Source organism: Pontibacter pudoricolor (assembly GCF_010092985.1).
Lineage (GTDB): Bacteria > Bacteroidota > Bacteroidia > Cytophagales > Hymenobacteraceae > Pontibacter > Pontibacter pudoricolor.
Genome location: NZ_CP048106.1, coordinates 192364 through 208870 on the forward strand (window position 1 = coordinate 192364; position 16507 = coordinate 208870).

At 46.8% G+C, this 16507-nt stretch carries 13 protein-coding genes; 3 read left to right on the forward strand and 10 right to left on the reverse strand.

Annotation, left to right across the window (positions count from 1 at the left end):
- Window positions 1–14 precede the first annotated feature (14 nt).
- Entirely contained in the window at window positions 15–383 is a 369-nt protein-coding gene (locus GSQ66_RS00885; protein WP_238395768.1) for a thioredoxin family protein, read from the reverse strand.
- A 173-nt stretch (window positions 384–556) separates the two neighbouring features.
- Here GSQ66_RS00885 and GSQ66_RS00890 point away from each other — a divergent pair, with 173 nt between their 5' ends.
- Window positions 557–838, forward strand: a complete 282-nt coding sequence (locus GSQ66_RS00890; protein WP_238395769.1) for a hypothetical protein — start codon at window positions 557–559, stop codon at window positions 836–838.
- A 429-nt stretch (window positions 839–1267) separates the two neighbouring features.
- On the forward strand, window positions 1268–1699 hold the full coding sequence (locus GSQ66_RS00895) for a hypothetical protein (protein ID WP_162425723.1): 432 nt from the start codon (window positions 1268–1270) through the stop codon (window positions 1697–1699).
- On the opposite strand, the gene GSQ66_RS00900 is transcribed toward GSQ66_RS00895, so the two are convergent.
- Genes GSQ66_RS00900 through GSQ66_RS00910 form a run of 3 tightly spaced genes read right to left on the reverse strand, consistent with a single transcriptional unit; the run spans window position 1696 to window position 4263 of the window.
- Window positions 1696–2082 carry a response regulator gene (locus GSQ66_RS00900; protein WP_162425724.1) on the reverse strand — a complete coding sequence of 129 codons (387 nt, stop codon included), beginning with the start codon at window positions 2080–2082 and terminating at the stop codon, window positions 1696–1698. The genes GSQ66_RS00895 and GSQ66_RS00900 overlap by 4 nt on opposite strands.
- Complete coding sequence (locus GSQ66_RS00905) at window positions 2057–3061, reverse strand: sensor histidine kinase (protein ID WP_394351446.1); 1005 nt, start codon at window positions 3059–3061, stop codon at window positions 2057–2059. Before GSQ66_RS00905 ends, GSQ66_RS00900 begins: the two co-directional genes overlap by 26 nt.
- Window positions 3062–3087: 26 nt before the next feature.
- Window positions 3088–4263 carry a PAS domain-containing protein gene (locus GSQ66_RS00910; protein ID WP_162425726.1) on the reverse strand — a complete coding sequence of 392 codons (1176 nt, stop codon included), beginning with the start codon at window positions 4261–4263 and terminating at the stop codon, window positions 3088–3090.
- Window positions 4264–4593: 330 nt separating this feature from the next.
- Between GSQ66_RS00910 and GSQ66_RS00915 the strand changes: the two genes are divergently transcribed.
- Entirely contained in the window at window positions 4594–4767 is a 174-nt protein-coding gene (locus tag GSQ66_RS00915; protein ID WP_162425727.1) for a hypothetical protein, read from the forward strand.
- On the opposite strand, the gene GSQ66_RS18850 is transcribed toward GSQ66_RS00915, so the two are convergent.
- The 6 genes from GSQ66_RS18850 to GSQ66_RS00945 all read right to left on the reverse strand — a co-directional run bounded on the left by GSQ66_RS18850 (window position 4748) and on the right by GSQ66_RS00945 (window position 16167).
- Window positions 4748–5026, reverse strand: coding sequence for a hypothetical protein (locus GSQ66_RS18850; protein ID WP_317164247.1), 279 nt, complete (start codon window positions 5024–5026; stop codon window positions 4748–4750). The two genes, GSQ66_RS00915 and GSQ66_RS18850, sit on opposite strands and share 20 nt — an antisense overlap.
- Window positions 4926–5168 (reverse strand): alpha-amylase family glycosyl hydrolase, encoded by a 243-nt coding sequence (locus GSQ66_RS19105; protein WP_317164210.1) that lies wholly within the window; start codon window positions 5166–5168, stop codon window positions 4926–4928. Before GSQ66_RS19105 ends, GSQ66_RS18850 begins: the two co-directional genes overlap by 101 nt.
- Window positions 5169–6460: 1292 nt before the next feature.
- The gene (locus GSQ66_RS00930) at window positions 6461–8104 is read right to left on the reverse strand and encodes a M28 family peptidase (RefSeq protein ID WP_162425729.1); all 1644 of its coding nucleotides are present in this window, start codon (window positions 8102–8104) and stop codon (window positions 6461–6463) included.
- Between the two features lie 54 nt (window positions 8105–8158).
- Window positions 8159–8587, reverse strand: a complete 429-nt coding sequence (locus GSQ66_RS00935) for an SRPBCC family protein (protein WP_162425730.1) — start codon at window positions 8585–8587, stop codon at window positions 8159–8161.
- Window positions 8588–8784: 197 nt separating this feature from the next.
- Window positions 8785–11160 carry a translocation and assembly module lipoprotein TamL gene (gene tamL, locus GSQ66_RS00940; protein WP_162425731.1) on the reverse strand — a complete coding sequence of 792 codons (2376 nt, stop codon included), beginning with the start codon at window positions 11158–11160 and terminating at the stop codon, window positions 8785–8787.
- A 6-nt stretch (window positions 11161–11166) separates the two neighbouring features.
- The gene (locus tag GSQ66_RS00945; protein ID WP_394351421.1) at window positions 11167–16167 is read right to left on the reverse strand and encodes a translocation/assembly module TamB domain-containing protein; all 5001 of its coding nucleotides are present in this window, start codon (window positions 16165–16167) and stop codon (window positions 11167–11169) included.
- Window positions 16168–16507 lie beyond the last annotated feature (340 nt).

A 16507-nucleotide genomic window follows, 5' to 3' on the forward strand; every position in this document is an offset into this window, starting at 1 on the left:
ATCAAAACGATAGGCTACACCAGCAACTTATCCAGCATACTTGTAATTTCTTCTTCGCTGTTCACCAGGCCGCAGTCCTTAAGCACGCCTTTTCTGTAGGTGGCTATAAATGGAGTACTGCTGAACTGCACTTCCTTCCGCGAAACCGGGTTCTCCTTCGCATCCATTTTAAGAAATAGCACATCTGCGTATTTAGCATGTCTGGCAAGCGCCTCAAAGGAGGGTTCAAGAGCCTTACATATCCGACAATTCTGGTCTGTAAATTTTACGATCACACGCTCCTGCTGAAAAACAAGTTGCCTCAGATCGGCATCGGTTGCATAGTAAATAGTGGTCATTCTGCCTGTTTGGTGCATACTGCAGTAACGTAAATTGGCAACCATGGTTAAACTGGTACGCACACATCTTTTTATTACCTCTGCATTTTATATCATTTAACCATTATATAAGTGTGTTTACCAATTACAGTAACAAGAATGGTAGAGTTGTAAATTTTAGCATTAATTTTATAAAAAGATTGAACTTAGTCAGAAGCGCGCTTGTATAGTAGATAGTTATGATAATCGCAATGGAAGAGCTAGAGAGATTAAAAAAGGGTCTGGAAAACAGCCAGACATTGGTGCTGAAAGAAAACGGGGAGGGACTTAACTGTTCATTTATCCGGTACGGATTGGTGCAGGATAATTTCCTGGTAAAAGACGAAGAACTGGCAACTGCGCTCTCAGAAACCGGCCTGAAAGGTATCGTGGAAGGCAATAACTTTGAGCGTCTGCGCAATAATTATGGCTGGCTGTCGGTTCGTGTAAAGTCAAGAAAACTGCTTAAAGAACTGAAGTAAGAACTATAGTTGCGCTATTCACTATAGCGCACACTGTTCTATTTCATAAAGATCAGATCAAAAGATATTTCAATAAGGTTTACTTATTTTAAAGCCATTTTCTTAATGGCTTTAATTTTTTCTGATTGTAGTAAATCCATATCGTTGCTATTTCCGCCCCCTCCCTCAATCCACCGATGCCAACTGTTTTAAACCGCCCCAACTATAAGCTAACCGCATTGTTTCAGACAGGCTAACTATAAACTGTAGTGTTCAGCTATAGTTTGATAGTTGATGTACAAAATAGAACTATAGTTATAAAAGTATAGCAGATATAGTTGGGTGATCCTAACTAAAACTTGGCATTGTGAACTTTACAGCACGGCGGTCAGTTTTGGGTAAGATATCCGGAAGTGATATTTTTTAGCCAAACCCTCTACTTAAAACATCTTGAAAGATCTACTCAAATCGTATTACGCTGAGTTAACAGCCGCTCTGCCTGCGCTTTATACTCCAAAGGATTTTTGCAGAAACCAGGTGCTGCCCTTGCTGGCCGAAGAAGTGCCGGTTCCTGTCACAAAGAAAATAACTTACTACATAGAAGAACTTGATAAACTGGAAACGATACCGGCTTGTGCACTTGAATTCTGCGGCTACGAAACTATAGATGCAGAGCATTACTTTTTCTTTTATAAAGCTAATCCCCAAAAGCTGTATGGTAAGTTTAAAAAGCTGGAGCGTGTGTTGCGCGCAACTATAGCCTTAGTTCCCATTCAGGGTTTTATGCGCTTGCTGGTGCAGCACGTTGAGGCCATTCCGGAAAGTTGTTTTGTCAGAGATCATCATTCCTTAACCCATTGCCGGCAGCTGATGGCGGGTTAAACTCCTGCTTTTATCCGGTGAATTTCGGCTTCGTCAAGTGGTTTTCTCAGAAATCCGCTGACAAGTTTGTAGCTCCTGGCCAGCTCTTTTTCCTGCACATCTATAGAAGATGTAAGTATGTAAATGTTGCTTTTGCCAAGGTACCGGTCTTCCTGTTTGGTCAGGGCATCCAGGAAATCCCAGCCGGTAAGTCCGGGCATGTTCAGGTCAAGAAAAATAACTTCAGGGAGCTTGTTTTCCGGAATGTGCTGCAACTTTTCCAGGGCCGGCTGAGCAAACAGGTAGCATTCCACTTTGCGGGCAAAAGCTGCTGTTTCCAGTAGTGTTGATGTCAGAAAAATACTGATCTCGTCATCGTCAATTATATACGCCCTTTCGATCATGCTGCTGCGCTCTGAAGAATACCCGGAATGTAGTGCCGAGTCCTTTCGTGCTATCTACATCAATGGTACCGCCCATGGCTTCTACCTGAGATTTTACGAGATATAAACCGAGGCCGGTCCCTTCAGTATGTACATGAAAACGTTTATAAAGTTTAAAAATATGAGGACGTACAGCCTCCATGTCCATGCCCAGCCCGTTGTCCTGCACCAGTAGCGATATTCCCTGAGGTGTATGCTCTGTCATCAGCTTCAGATGAAGTGTTCTGTCGGCGGACCGGTACTTGATAGCATTTGTTACCAGGTTATGCAGCACACTATGCAGGTAAGCTCTTTTGGCGGTTAGCAGAAGGCCATCCGATATGTGCAGTTCTATAGTTGCCTGCAGGCTGAAAAGCGTTTCCTGCATGCTGTTTAGTACTTCTTCGCTTATACTTTTCAGGTCTATCGTTTCGGCAGCCTCGCCGTTTTCAGGGTTTTTGATAGACAAGATCTTGCTCAGGTCACAGATCACGTTATCGAGGCGCAAAACAGATTTATCCAGGCTTTGGAGGGCAGTGGTATAGTTTGGCGTGTTTACGTCCAGTTTAGGTATTATGCGGGTCAGGCCTAACATGTTGGCAACAGGAGCCCGCAGGTTATGCGATACAATGTATGTAAATTGCTGCAGATCATTGTTCTGCATAACAAGGTTCTCATTCATTTGCAAAAGCTGCTCTTTCGCAAATTTACGTTCCGATATATCGGTATAGATCACGATAAACTTTTCAACTTTATCCTCCTCGTTCAGGATCGGGGTAATGTCGGCAGCGATCCAGACCTTGCCGCCATCCTTTTTGTAGGTAAGCAGCTCCTCCGAAAAAGGAATAGCGAGGCAAAGCAGCCGTTTCAGGTTAGTGATATCTTCTTTACTGGTTTCCTGGCCCTGTAACTTAGTTATAAGGTCCTGATGCAGCATTTCTTCCTGGGTAAAGCCGGTCAGCTTTGTAAACGAATCATTTACCCATTCTACTTTTCCTTTTTATCCGTAATAATAACGCCGTTGGTTGTTTTGCTTGCCACCAGCGACAGTTTTTTTAGCTCGTTCTGTGCTGTGTTTTTAGCAGTTATATCCGTAAAGCATACCGCAATGCCATCCTCAAAAGGGTAAATCTTATAGCTTGTGGTTGCCTGTATTGTTTCAATATATTCTTCAAACTCAATGGCTTCTCCGGTTACCATAACCTGCAGGCATTTATGGTAAAAAAGCGTATGTACCAGTTCCGGCGAGTTCTGCCAGATGTTGCAGTTGATAATGTTTCCGGCAGGCACTTTAAAGTAATTGGCAAAGGTTCGGTTGGCGTAAGTAAAGCACCATTCCTTATTCAGGGCAAAAAAGGCTTCGGTTATGCTGCCAAGTATGTTGCTAAGCTGGGCGGCCTGTTCCGTCAGTAATCGTTCGGATAGCTTTATCTGCGTAATGTCTTTTGCAATACAATGCACCGCTGTTATTCTGTTACCAAGCCACACGGGTACAAGTGTTACGCTAAGGTCCAGTAATTCCTGCTTTTTGTTGACGATTCTTGTCTCGAAGGTATGCGCGCCACCGCTTATAACTTTCCGGAAAGCCTGCATGGCTTCCTGCAGGTGAGAAGTGGCAATATAATGGGTAAAGTGTTTGCCTACGACTTCCTCAAGTAAGTAACCTGAAACACGCGACACGCTGTCGTTGCTTTCATTTATCAGGCCGTTCTCGTTCATCGTAAAAACAAGATCCGGATGATTGAAGAACAGGGCTTTATAGTAGGCCTCGCTCTTTTCGCGCATTCGCGCCAGCTCTATTTCCTCGGTTATATCGCGCGAGTTGGTTACATATCCCTGAATAATAGGGTTGTCCAGCATGTTGGTCAGTACCATGCCTAGCCAGCGCCAGCTGCCATTCTGGTGCAGGTACCGAAATGGCTTAACTTTTATCTGCTTTTGAATCTTTATACTTTCCAGCAGCTCAAAGATATAAGGAAGGTCGTCTGAGTGGATGTGATGCAGTGCATTATTGCCAACAAGCTCCGAGGGTTTAAAGCCAAAGTGAAGTTCAACTGAATTGCTCACATACTTATAGTTCCCGGAAGGATCTATAATTGTGATCATGTCGTGGCTGTGCTGTATAATAGTACTATAGAACTCCGAAGTAAGCGTGCTATTCATTTAAAAAACCCGGCTAAAAGTTGGCTTATACCTGTTGTGTATCAGGTAAAATAGCTACAAGTATAGAGGGTAGTGAGTTTATAACCTAGCATAAATTTGTATTTCTGTTTATGGTGTTAATTTGTATAATTTAAAGAAGTTGGATTTTTACTTAATTTTGACAATATAGTTGTTATTTAATATTTTAGATGTGTATTTGATGCTCTTATTAGATTTTTAGTGTTGGTCTGAATTATAACTTAAATAAGGGTGCTGTTCGAGAAAAAACCGGGTATTTGCAGTCTGTATTGCGTTAGGGTTATAGTTTTCGGAAGTGACTACGCGATAGCTGTGCAGCATTGGCCGCCAGGAAAGCGCACACCTGATCCGGGGGAGATACTGCATGTCATTATAGCTACAAACAATATCCGCTTTGCCTACCCTGCCAAGCGATTTTACCAGCATAAAAACCTGGCCACTACTGCCCCGATAGCCGGCCTTTACGCTATAGTTGCAGCTTTATAACCAATCCTTCGTTTGCTTTTACAGGCTGCCTGCCGTGTACCAGTTCGCCTTTTCGCTTCAGATTTGTATCCGGTATAATCCTTCCCTTCATGCAAGCAGGTGCTTGTGTAAAGCTAGTGTCCTCGTCACCAAGATTAAGTACAATTAGCAGACTTGTGTTATTGTGTTCCCGGCGGTAAGCCAGCAAATCGCCTTTGGTCTGAACCGGAATGTAATCCCCGATACCTAACGCTCGCTCCTCCCTGCGAAGCCATATCAGCTGTCTGTAAAGTTCCGGTAGTGAGGTCATCGAAGTCAGCCATCGTTCCAGGCAGAGGCTGAATGCCGGTATAGTCGGAAATGTCATACCCAAAGTCAGCCATATACGAAGGGTAAACAGGGGAGATCCAGAGCGCGTCCACACCCAGCCACTGCAGGTAATCAAGTTGTTTTTTATGCCCTTCCAGTCGCCAATTTCATCGCCGTCACTATCCTGAAAAAGACCGGGGATAAACCTGGTAAATGATTCCACTTTGCCACTAACGGTATTCTTTTTTGCCAGCTGCCGTACCCGTACTTTAGGTTATTTTATAGTTCTGATTGTAGAATGGTTGCAGGATGGAAATATGAAAGAGCGTTTTACCCGTCATTCCGAGCATTCCTGAGACGGGAGTCGAAAAGAGCCAGTGCAACTGTGAGGGATCTTATCGTCCTATAGTTCTGCTTTTGTCATTTCGAGCATAGTGAGAAATCTGGGTTCTATAGTTTGGTTTACTTCTAACCCGAACCAAGCCTTTTCTTTTATAGTTACTCCCAATCCTGGGAGCTTTACTTACCTATAGTTCTATAGTTTGCTTTGGTGCTCTCGGGCCGAGCGGCCCCGTTTTCCTGTTCAGCGCGGTGTACATTTCCTTTTCTCGTACCTCGAAATGCCTGCGGCACCGGAAATCTACAAGGCGCCTCACAGAAAAACTGTAATCTTTCGCATAGCAACCGCTAAACTATAGTTTGAACCTATAAGCTTCGAGAATTATCAGCAATGTAATTCCGTAGGGACAGGTCGCGACCTGTCCGATCAACAGGCTGCAACTATAGAACTATAGCTAAACTATAGCAACTTCAGATTTCTCCCGTAGGTCGAAATGACAGTTGGGCAAGCAGTAGCAGGAAGTCCCCCTTCGAAGGGGGCAGGGGGATGACAAACGGAAACTATAAAACTATAGCCACCAACTATAGCAACAGCCGAAATTCCCCTCTTGGGAGGGGCAGGGGTGGGTTAAAACAGCAACCATAAAACAGTAACCTAAACTATAGCAAAGGCCAAAAGCTCCTTCCCCTGTTTTTAGGGGAAGGCTGGGATGGGGTAAAACCACAACTATAGAACTATAGCTAAACCATAGCAATTCCCTTTATCCCAGAAATCACTTAATTCTCACTTAATCCCGGTTCAGACAATCCCTGTCCCTGCCGGGCCAGTTGAGTTACAAACTCAACACGATAGTTAGACACGGGTTGCAAACCCGCGCCAGCGGTGGAGAAGCGATCTCGAAAGTAGCGAGCATAGCGCTAAGGGGATCCACGCTAACTATAACCCTATAGCCGCCAACTATAGCAAATCTCAAAACTCCTTTATGTTTTTAGGGCCTGGAATGGGTAAAGCAAAAGCAGCCGGATCATGTTAGAACCGGCTGCTTTACTAACTATAAACTATAGTTTACTGCACTGCTCGTGTGCCAAAAAAATCATCTTTGTTCCAGGTTGGTCTTTCAGGTTGGTTGGCAATTAAGTAACCGATCAGGAAATTAAGCTGGGAGTACTTTTTGCCGGCCTCATAATCGAAAATACCATCCGGGCCATCCTGTGGTTTATGATAGTATGTCTCACGCCATTTCTTTACGGTTTCATCCAGGTTGTTTTTACCGTCGGTGGTTTTGTTGCCATACTTAATGTGTAATGCCGGCACGCCCTGCATCACAAAACTATACTGGTCGCTGCGGATAAAGCGGTTCTGGTCAGGCTCGGGGTCTTCTTCCACAGTTAAGCCCATGTACTTACTGGCCTGCGCTACCTGGTTTGCCAGCGACGAGTGCTGGGCGCCCAATGCCACCACCGACAGCAAAGGCGCAATAATAGCAGGCATATCCGTATTCACGTTGGCGACCATGCTTTGTGTTGGTACGGTAGGGTGATTAGCGAAATAGGCAGAACCTAATAGTCCCATCTCTTCGGCGGTAACCATAACCAACAGCACCGAACGCTTCGGTTTTGATTTGATATTGTTATAGATGCGGGCAATCTCCAGTAAACCGGCAACACCGGATGCATTGTCGTGGGCACCGTTGTAAATAGAATCTCCATTGATAGGTTTACCAACGCCAACATGGTCCAGGTGCGCACTATGTACCATGTATTCGTTTTTCAGTTTAGGATCGGATCCGGTTATTTTACCAACCACATTATAGCTCTCAATATCCTGGTAAGCAGAAGTATAGTTTGCTTTAAGGCTTGCCTGTAACGCGGCAGAGGCCATCTTACCCGCTTTTATACTGGCCTGCGCTTTGCCCAGGTCCAGGTTACTGTCTTTAAAGAACTTCTCCAGGGTATTATAGTTCAGGTTGGCTAACAGTTTAATATCATCAGATGCATAAGAGCGCGAAGCACCAACTTTACCCTCAGCGGTCATTACACTATACACACCGTTCTGCAGGTTTGGCACTCTGGCCTTATCGTTTGGGGCGGTAACTATAACGCCAACTGCGCCATGGGCTGCTGCATTTTTCAGGGTGTTCTGCAGGTCCATGCTATAGTTTGCAATCGTATTCGGGAATTGCTCAGGTGCCCCCCTGAAAACCACTACGATCTTACCCTTTGCATCAATTCCGGCATAATCGTCATACCCCATATCCGGCGCAGAAATACCGTAGCCTGCAAAAACCAGCGGTGCTTCTATCGTTACACTTTGCTGTACCGGGTTCGGGTAGATCACGGCATCGTTGCCCATTGCCAATACCTGCTGTTCGCCTTTGCTGTTAATGGCGGTTATAGTTGCATCTGCGCCGGTTTTAGCCTGGCGGAGGCGCACTGTCTGCAGGTACGTGTTGTTCTCGCCGGCTGGTGCTACGCCTGTTTTCTTAAACTGATCGATCACATAATCGACGGCCATCTGGTAACCCGGCGTACCCGGTTTGCGGCCAAGCAATTTGTCATCGGCCAGGTAATCAATGTGTGCTTTTATAACAGCGGGTTCCACTTTCTGCATGGCATTTGCCACTTTCCTGTCAACTTTTATAGTTTGCGAAAAAGCAGTTCCGGCTGCCAGCAGACAGCTTACCAGGGCGTATAGTTTGTAGTTGCGCATAGTTAGCTAAGGTATTAATGATAAGTGGATATTAAAAAAATCGATATGTAAACGTCAGGAGGGTTGTTCTGCAAGTGTCTTTATCTTTTGCAGCGATGTTTCGGCAAACTGAACAGACATGTCATAATATTGCTGTGCATTGGGTACTGAGGCAAAGTCTCCTATTTCAAAATCCAGCGTGGTTTGGCCGTTGTCAGGGATTAAGATAAAATGATAGGCGATGGTATAGGCACCCGGGTCCAGGTCGATGTTCGGAAGATAGACGTCTAAATTCAACTGCCTGTTTACTTCAAAGGTTGTAACTGTAAGCGTTGAGAATCCTTCGTAATGGATAATGCTCCCCTGCTGCAGGTGATCATCCCCAAAATTTTCGGGCATCTCTTCCCATTGGCGCATGTAGGCAGGGTTTGTCAACACTTCCCATACCTTTTCTGCGGATGCCTGTATCGTTACCTGGTCCTTAACTATAAATGTAGCTAGCATCTCTTTCTTGAATTTGATTGCACTATAGTACCGCCCTGAACTGAACTATAGCGTGATCAACTATAGCCCCTAAGGCAGCAACCGCAAAAACAGCTGAACGCACTTAAAAAACTTCCGGCTATAGTTACATCCGACAATATTAAGCTATCAGGATAAACAAATATAAGATAAGTAACCGGAAATGTGCAGTTTCTGGTTTAGAAAGGATAGCCGATAGCAATGTTCAGGGTCATGCTGTTATCACCTTTAAAACCGAACCTGAAATCGGACAGCACGTTCTTTTCGCCGTCGGGCATACTGGGCACGCGTACCGGAATACCCACATCAAAGCGCATTACAAAAAAATCAACATCAATGCGTAAGCCAAAGCCTGTACCAACGGCCAGTTCGCTCAGGAACTGGCTGCTTTCAAATTTTCCGCCTTCCCTGGCAATTTTACCGTCCGGCTTTATTTCATCCCGAAGCAGCCAGATATTACCGGCATCTACAAACAGGGCTCCTTTAAAAAAGCCTGCCAGCGGAAAGCGATACTCTACGCTTGCTTCCAGTTTCATTTCTCCGGTCTGATCGAAGTAGGTAACAGTAGAAGTTGTATCCTTAAAGGTGCCTGGGCCAATGCTGCGCGCCCGGAAGGCGCGGATACTGTTAGGCCCTCCAATCGAGAACTGCTTTACATAAGGCAGCACCGTAGAGTTGCCATGCGCATAGCCAATGCCAGCCAGCAAACGCGTTGCGATCTGGCTCTCATTCCCAAAGTTAAAGTAATAGCGGAAGTCATTCTGGGCAAGCACATACTGCGAATAGGCCTTCCCGAAAATTGTGCGCGGCTTATCATCTTCGGGCTCGTCGGCACCGGTTAAAGATTGCAGTCCGTTAATCAGGTTACCTGAGCCATCTAGTATAAAGTTGTCGAAGAACTGGTGCGTACGGTTTTTTTCTAACTGGTTTGTAAATGTAAACTGGTAAATAGAGCCGATAATGAACTGATCTTCGAAGCTACGGCGCAGAAACTGGTTTTTGGCAAGTAATGTATCGAACGCTAAGGTCGTTTTACCTAATTGCACATACTGTAAATTGATGGGCGTAACATCGTGGGTAAACTCTTTTTTAGGCCGCCAGTTGTAAGCATAGGAAGCGTTAAAAGAATTCATCTGGAAATACTGCACCCGGTTCAGGAAATTAAAGCCCGCCCCTATGCGCGTTTTAGGTACAAATTCTGTGCGCAGGTTGCGCAGCTCAAACGGCGAAACTATACGCGGAATGGTAAGGCTGGTTTGTACGCCCAGTTCGTAGGAGCTCAGGTTCTGATTGGTCGTATTCTGGCCCTCCGGTGTTGTTCCGGATCCACGGCCTCCCACCTGGCTTTCAAAGTTTCCGGTAAAATCTACGCTAAGCAGTTCTGAGCCCTTTAACGCATTCCGGTTGCGGAACGAAATGGTAATACCCGGCCCAGCTAAGTTGTTGGATTTGCTGACGTACCGGCCTTCTATTCGCAGCGTTTTTTTGAAGGAAGGAGTAAGGTAAATAAAGCTGTCGAGTTTGCCTTGCTGCGTGGTGTCAGGTTTATAGTCTATGTTCACAAACTTGTAGGCGGGCAAGCCGGCAAGCCTGTTTATAGTCAGCAAATGATCCTGGCGGGAGTACAAACTATCTTTTTCTAAAAACACGCCCCGAAGCAAATGGCGCGCACGCACATAGTTTTCGTTCGGGATATAGTGATATCCTTTATAGTCTACCGTATCAATTACCGAAAGGCTGTCTCCCAGGTTATAGTTGGCGAAAATGTAAACGTCATCAAGTTTATAAGGTCGCAGGGCATGGCTGGGCACATCCCTTTTTAACCGCATTAAAACATCAGCCTGTCTGTTGCCTACAGTGGTATCCACACTAAAGATCAGCATGTCAGGGCTGAAGTAGTAATAGCCTTTGTTTTTAAGATTTGCATCTATGCGTACCCGTTCGCCGGTCATTTTCTCCAGGTCGTACGGTTCGCCCGGAATGACCAAAGACTCCGCTTTTGTGGCTTGTATATCACGGTGTACTGGTAGCGAATCGGCTAAGGTGTATTCTATTTTACGGAAGCGGTAGGGTTCGCTTACGTAGGCTGTCCAGTCTATAGTTGCTTTTTTGCCTTTAATGTTGGTTTTGCTCAGCACCGCATTATTAAAGTAGCCACGGTTATGCAGACGGCTGCTCATAATTTCGCTTACGGTTCCGGTATCTACCGTTGAGATCAGCACCGGAGGCTCGCCCAGTTTGGTCTGTATCCAGTGCTTCAGGCCTTTTTCTTTTTTTGTATAAAACGTGTTGTAAATAGCCAGTTTGGGGCGCATGCCCAGTATCGAAAAGTTAGGCTTCGGCCGAACGGTGGCCGATAGTTCCGTTTCCATCAGCTTCTGGCGGTTGCTGCTGTCGTTTTTGCCATTTACCTGCACCTTAAAGCCGGTGAAAAGTGCGTCGTCGGCGGGTATGCGTTTGGTACCGGCACACCCCGAAACTATAAGCAATACAAAGGCAGCCAGTACCTTGCCGTATTTTCTGAAAGTAAAGTTTACAGGTAAAGCTGCGAACATATAGGGTTATTTTGTAATGTCTTCTTCTAATTTTTTAGCTGCCTCCAGCTGGCGTTCCCGTTCTCTTATGTGGCGACTCTGCAGGTCCCGGAAAAGGTCCGAGAAGTTGTCATATTCCCGCTGGTAGATAAGGCCGGCCCCGGTTGCACGCACATCACCCTCCAGGAAATCTTCGTACTGGTTGCGCTGGAAAGCCTGAATCCGTAGCCTGCCATCTTCTGTAAGCGAATATTCTACTGATATATCACCGGCAAAACTGCTCATGTTGCTTTGTTCGCGCTGGCCGCCTTCCAACCCGATGTCGGTACCCACGCGTACGGTCATGCGGTCGTTAAGGAATTGCTGGCGCAAGGCTACATTCAGGTCGGTGCGGCCCCGGGCACTACCGGACGAATAATCTTCATAGGAATCTACACCTAACTCCAGGCCAAGGCCACCTGCGTAGCGCTGCGTCAGGTTGTTAAGCTGATCGGTCATTACCTGGCTTAAACTGTTGCGGGCCGTAGAGGCAAAGCCACCACCGGAGCTAGTAAACGGATCGGGAGCCATAAAACGGTTAAGTACGAGCAGCGAGAATACCTGCTTGTTCATTTCTGCTTCGTCGGTGCGCAGGTTGCCCAGGCTGGTCGCCACTTCGCGCGGCAGCTGGCCGCGCTGGTTTTCTGCGGCCTGTATATCAAAACTGATTTCCGGTTTCAGCATATCACCTTCAACATTTACAAAAACCTGGAACATAAACTGGTTACGAAGCACCGGGTCCTGCGTGCCCCCTATCTGCGAGGCAACCAGTTCCATTGGTGCGGTTTCGACATTGTAAATGGCTGTAACCTGCATGTTGGCCTGTAAAGCGTCGCCTGTCCAGGCTATATAGCTGCCTTTCTCAATATCCAGCTCCCGCGAAACAAGGTCGTAAAAGTCCATGCTATACTTGCCTTCGGTTATCTCGTATCTGCCCGACATGTTGATCTGCCCGGACGGTGTCATGCCAATGAACAACGGATCGGTGTTGCCTTTAACAACCAGGTTGTCGCCCGTTATCGGGTCCAGGATTATAGTTACAGGTGTGTCGTCGGTAACGGTAAGGCGGGTACTCACATCAGCGCCTACAAAGCCGGTTATCTGTGTTGTGTCGGCCTGTTTCTGGCCAATTATAGCAGTCAGCGAGTCATTCAGGTTTACAAACTCTACTATCCCGTCCCGCTCTGCAGCGCCTACTCCAGCTGCCGGAATTACAAGCGTGAAATCGGAGCCCGGCAGTATTTTTACAGTTGATTCTATAACAGGAACCGAAAAGTCGCCGGCTATAGTTGCGTCTGCATCAATAAATACGGTGCCATAATACAGGTCATTATCCTGGGCGGTAGAGTGAAGTGCCAGAAACTTATCTGTAGTGGCTGTCAGGTCGAAGCGGTATTCGGTATAGTTCTGTGTAAAGATGTTTCCGTTCAGCTCCAGTGTATTTCCCAGCGAGTCGGTTAAGGTAAAATCCGGCAAGCTGATGCCGTTCTCGTTAAATACCATGCGCTCGTTCTGCAGTTTGTAAAGCGAGCCAAGCTGGGTGATGATAAACTGTGCCTGGTTAAAGTTCAGGTCTCCGAGTATATTTGGGTCTGCTAAGGTGCCGGTAATGCGCAGGTTTCCGCTTGCGCTGCCATCCATGTTTTTAACCGCTCCGGCAGTAAAGCCCTGCAACGATTTTAAGTTGATGCTGGATATGTTGGCTGTCAGGTTGAGCAGTGTTGCGGTAGGCTGCGTTTCTATAAAGCCGTCTATCAGTATCTGGTTTCCTTCATCTGTCAGGCGGGCATCTATAGTGTAGCGGTTGTTTGCTGCTGTACCGGCCACCAGGGCCAAATCACCAACAGGTACGCCTTCGTAGGTAAAATCCGTCACGGTTAAATCAGAGGTAAAGCCCGGCGCATTAGACATAATATTGCGCAGCGTAGCCTCTCCGTTTATAGTTCCGGTCATCAAACTGTCGCTTTGCTGGAACGAGCGGGTCAGGTATTCTATCTCGAAGTTCTTGAAAGTAGCGATCATTGGTGCTGACGGCCCCACCGGTCCCTGGCTGTTTAGCCCTAGTGCCATGTTGTTGTGCTGCAGGTTAATGTTGTTGGCATAAATAAAGTTGGTATCGAACTGCAGGTAATTGTCTTCGGGCACCGTCCAGGTATCGCCGTTAATAACCAGCTGCTCCGGGTTAAAAGCAAACCTGTAGCCACGTCCCAAACTGTTAAGCACTCCGCCAACTATAAATTTTGCCTCCGTACTGTCCTCCGCCATCGAAAGCCGCATTAACAGGTCGTTGTCGCGGGCAGCGCCTGTAAGGGCAACATCTTTTGCCCGCAACGACGGCGACAGGAACTGCGTGAGATCGGCGCTATAGTTCATTTTTTCGCGGTCGCCACGCACCTGCAGCGTAAGGCCGTTCAGGGTATAATCGGTGTACTTTATTTTACTGAAACTGCCATCCATCTTAAAGGTCTGGGTTTCGCCATCGTAAGAGCCGGTCAGCGGCCCGGACGGTTGCAGCTGTTCCAGGCCAGGTACAAAAGCAGTAACTATAGCTGGTTTCTTCAGGTCAATGTCAAAAGCAAAATCTTCAAGGTTCAGGTTGGCCGGGAACGGCGGATCAGGTTGCAGGTCGAAGTAGTTAGAAAAGTGCTTCATGAGCGCGGTTGGCAGCGTTTCGAGGGTGTTGCCAAACTGCATGTTGGCTGCCAATACATCAGAGCGCACCTGCACTTCGGTATTGCCGGTCTGTTGCTTTAACGTAAGTAACAGCGAATCTACGGGGTACTCTTTCTTGTCATACTGCACTACCAGTTGGCGGGCATCCATGGTTCCGCTTAGCGTGCTGGCATCGGCTCCTGTAAAGTTGCCTTTCATGGTTCCCTTTATGCTCAGTGGCTCGGCGTAAAGGTTTAGTGCCTGCAGGTTTGCCTGGTTCAGGTCAAGCGTAAAGGTATAGTTTGGCTTCTGAGCATTTCGGAGGTTAAAATTACCGTTCAGGGCCAGGTCCAGGTTCTGATCTTTGGTTCGGGCTGTTACAGCATACAGGTTTTTGTTGATATCTGCCTGCAGGTCTATGTCTTTGTAAGTGTAGTTGTTGTACTCAAATTTGCTGAGATCGGCTTTTACGTCGGCAACCATGGTTTCAGGTGTAAGACCATGGCCTTTGGCGGTAATGGTACCGGCTATAGTTCCGAGGCCCAGGCTGTCGGTAAATAGTTCATCCAGTGCAAAGCCTCCGGTTTTTATAGTTGCGTTAAACGAATCGTTCCTGCCCATATCCACATCGGCTACCAGGTTACCGATGGAACTGTTTATCCTGGTGCGGGCATCAAAATTGGCCAGGGTACCTTCCACAACACCTTCAATGCTGATGCGTTCCGGAATTCGTATGTTAGGCGGAATTGAGCCTGGTGGAGCAAAGGCTAATATAGTTGCGCGCGTAGTCTGCAGTTGGTTCACATCCAGGTCCAGGAACAGGTTGTCTGGGTCGGTGGCATTGCGGATGTTGCCGCTTACATGAACTATAGTTCCGTTCAGCCCCGATGCCCGCAGATTACGCACGATCATGTTATCTATAGTTCCCTGCACATCGCCGCTGAGTTGCACCGTAGAGTTGGCGATACTTTTAAAGGATGGGTTGGAGCGCAGCTCCGGCATAAAGTACAATACATCCTGCATCGCGATGCGGCTGTCAACTATATTCAGATCGAGTTGGGTATTGCCCGGCTTTTCGGCCAGCGCATCCAGCGAACTATAGCGTATGGCAAGGTCGCGTTGGATATGGCTTTTTCCGGTTTTCAGGTCCAGGTCAGTGAGCTTTGTCTCAACAGAATCGAATAAGATATTTGCCTGGAAGTTTTGAACCAGGAAACCGCTTTTTTCTTTCAGTTGCAGTTGTTTTAGCTCGGCCTGGGTGCGGTTTAAACTATAGCTCAGGTCGCTGGCCTGCAGTACCACATCAGTAAAGTGCAGGTGGTCGTAATCCATGCCGCGCGGCTGGGCTGGTGTGTTAAAGTTGTCGAATTTAATGTTTACGCCGGAGATGTCTGTTTCGCCTAACGTTACTACCCAGTTTACCGGTTGCCCCTGTGTTTTCTCAACCGATTTGTCGAGGTCGCGCACTATTTTAGCCGGGTTCACGGCCAGCGAATCAGACGGTTTATATTTTTCCTGGGCATACACTATAGTTGAGTTGTGCAGGCTCAGGTTGCTGAGGTCTACGCGTGCGTTGGGCAGGTCGATGTTGTCGGAGGTTAGGTTGGCTTTTCCAAGGTCTACCTCGATGCGCTGTTCGGCTACCCGGTTCTCGTACCGCAATCTTATTTTTTCCAGGTCTACTTTGTTCAGCCCGAAATCAAAAGCAATCGGTTGCGGCTCCGTCTCAGGTGCCAGCTTTGTCTGAATGATGTTTATCCAGGTGTTTTTGAGCGCCACCTTATCCACCAGGTATTTCTGTTCTTCCAGGTCCAACTCATCCATCGTGGTGCTTAGCTGGCCAATGTGTGTCTCAACCAGGTTTCCGCCGGCTTCGTCTTTAAAACTTACCCGTACATCATCCAGGTTTATAACACCCAGCCTAATGGCCAGCGCTGACGTGTCGGCAGGGGTGGTTGTGGCTGTAGTGTCGGTAGCGAAAGCGGCTAACAGGAAATCGAAATTGGAAGTGCTGTCGGGGTTAATGTGCAGTTTTAGCCGTACGTGGTCCAGGTCAATTTTGCTGATATCGTATTTACCGCTCAGCAGGCCAAGTATGTTCATGTCCACACCCAGGCGCTGGCTGTACCAAAGGGTATCCTGTTGCTGGTCTTCGATGTAAACCTCCTTCAATACGAGGGCGTTGCGCCAGTCTGTGGTAAAACCTCCGATCTCAACTTTTGTGCTGAGCATGTCTTCGAGATAATTGGCCCCCTTTTTGGCAGCAAAGTTCTGCACCCCCTGAAACTGCAGCGCAACTACGAGGACAACAACAACTCCAATAATAAATACTAACAACCACAGGATGACCTTGGCTGTTACTTTTCCGATATGTTTAGCCGATGCGATATGTCTGTTATAGTTAGGTTCTGATTTGCCTTTACGGAATTATACAAACAAAGATGGGGTGCTATATAGGTATTTCATTGATTATCGATTATTCATATAGGTTTATGAATTGGTTTATATCCGGGAAGCATAGCTAAGAAGTACAATTTATAGTTAACCGGAAGGTGGTGCTCAAACTATAGTTGCTAAAAACTGAAGTTCAGGAAGAGGATTGTACAGGGGTATGGATCCGGCTATAAAATCGGATATTAATTAGGCAGCCTGCAATTTTATATCGTAAGCGCGGGCT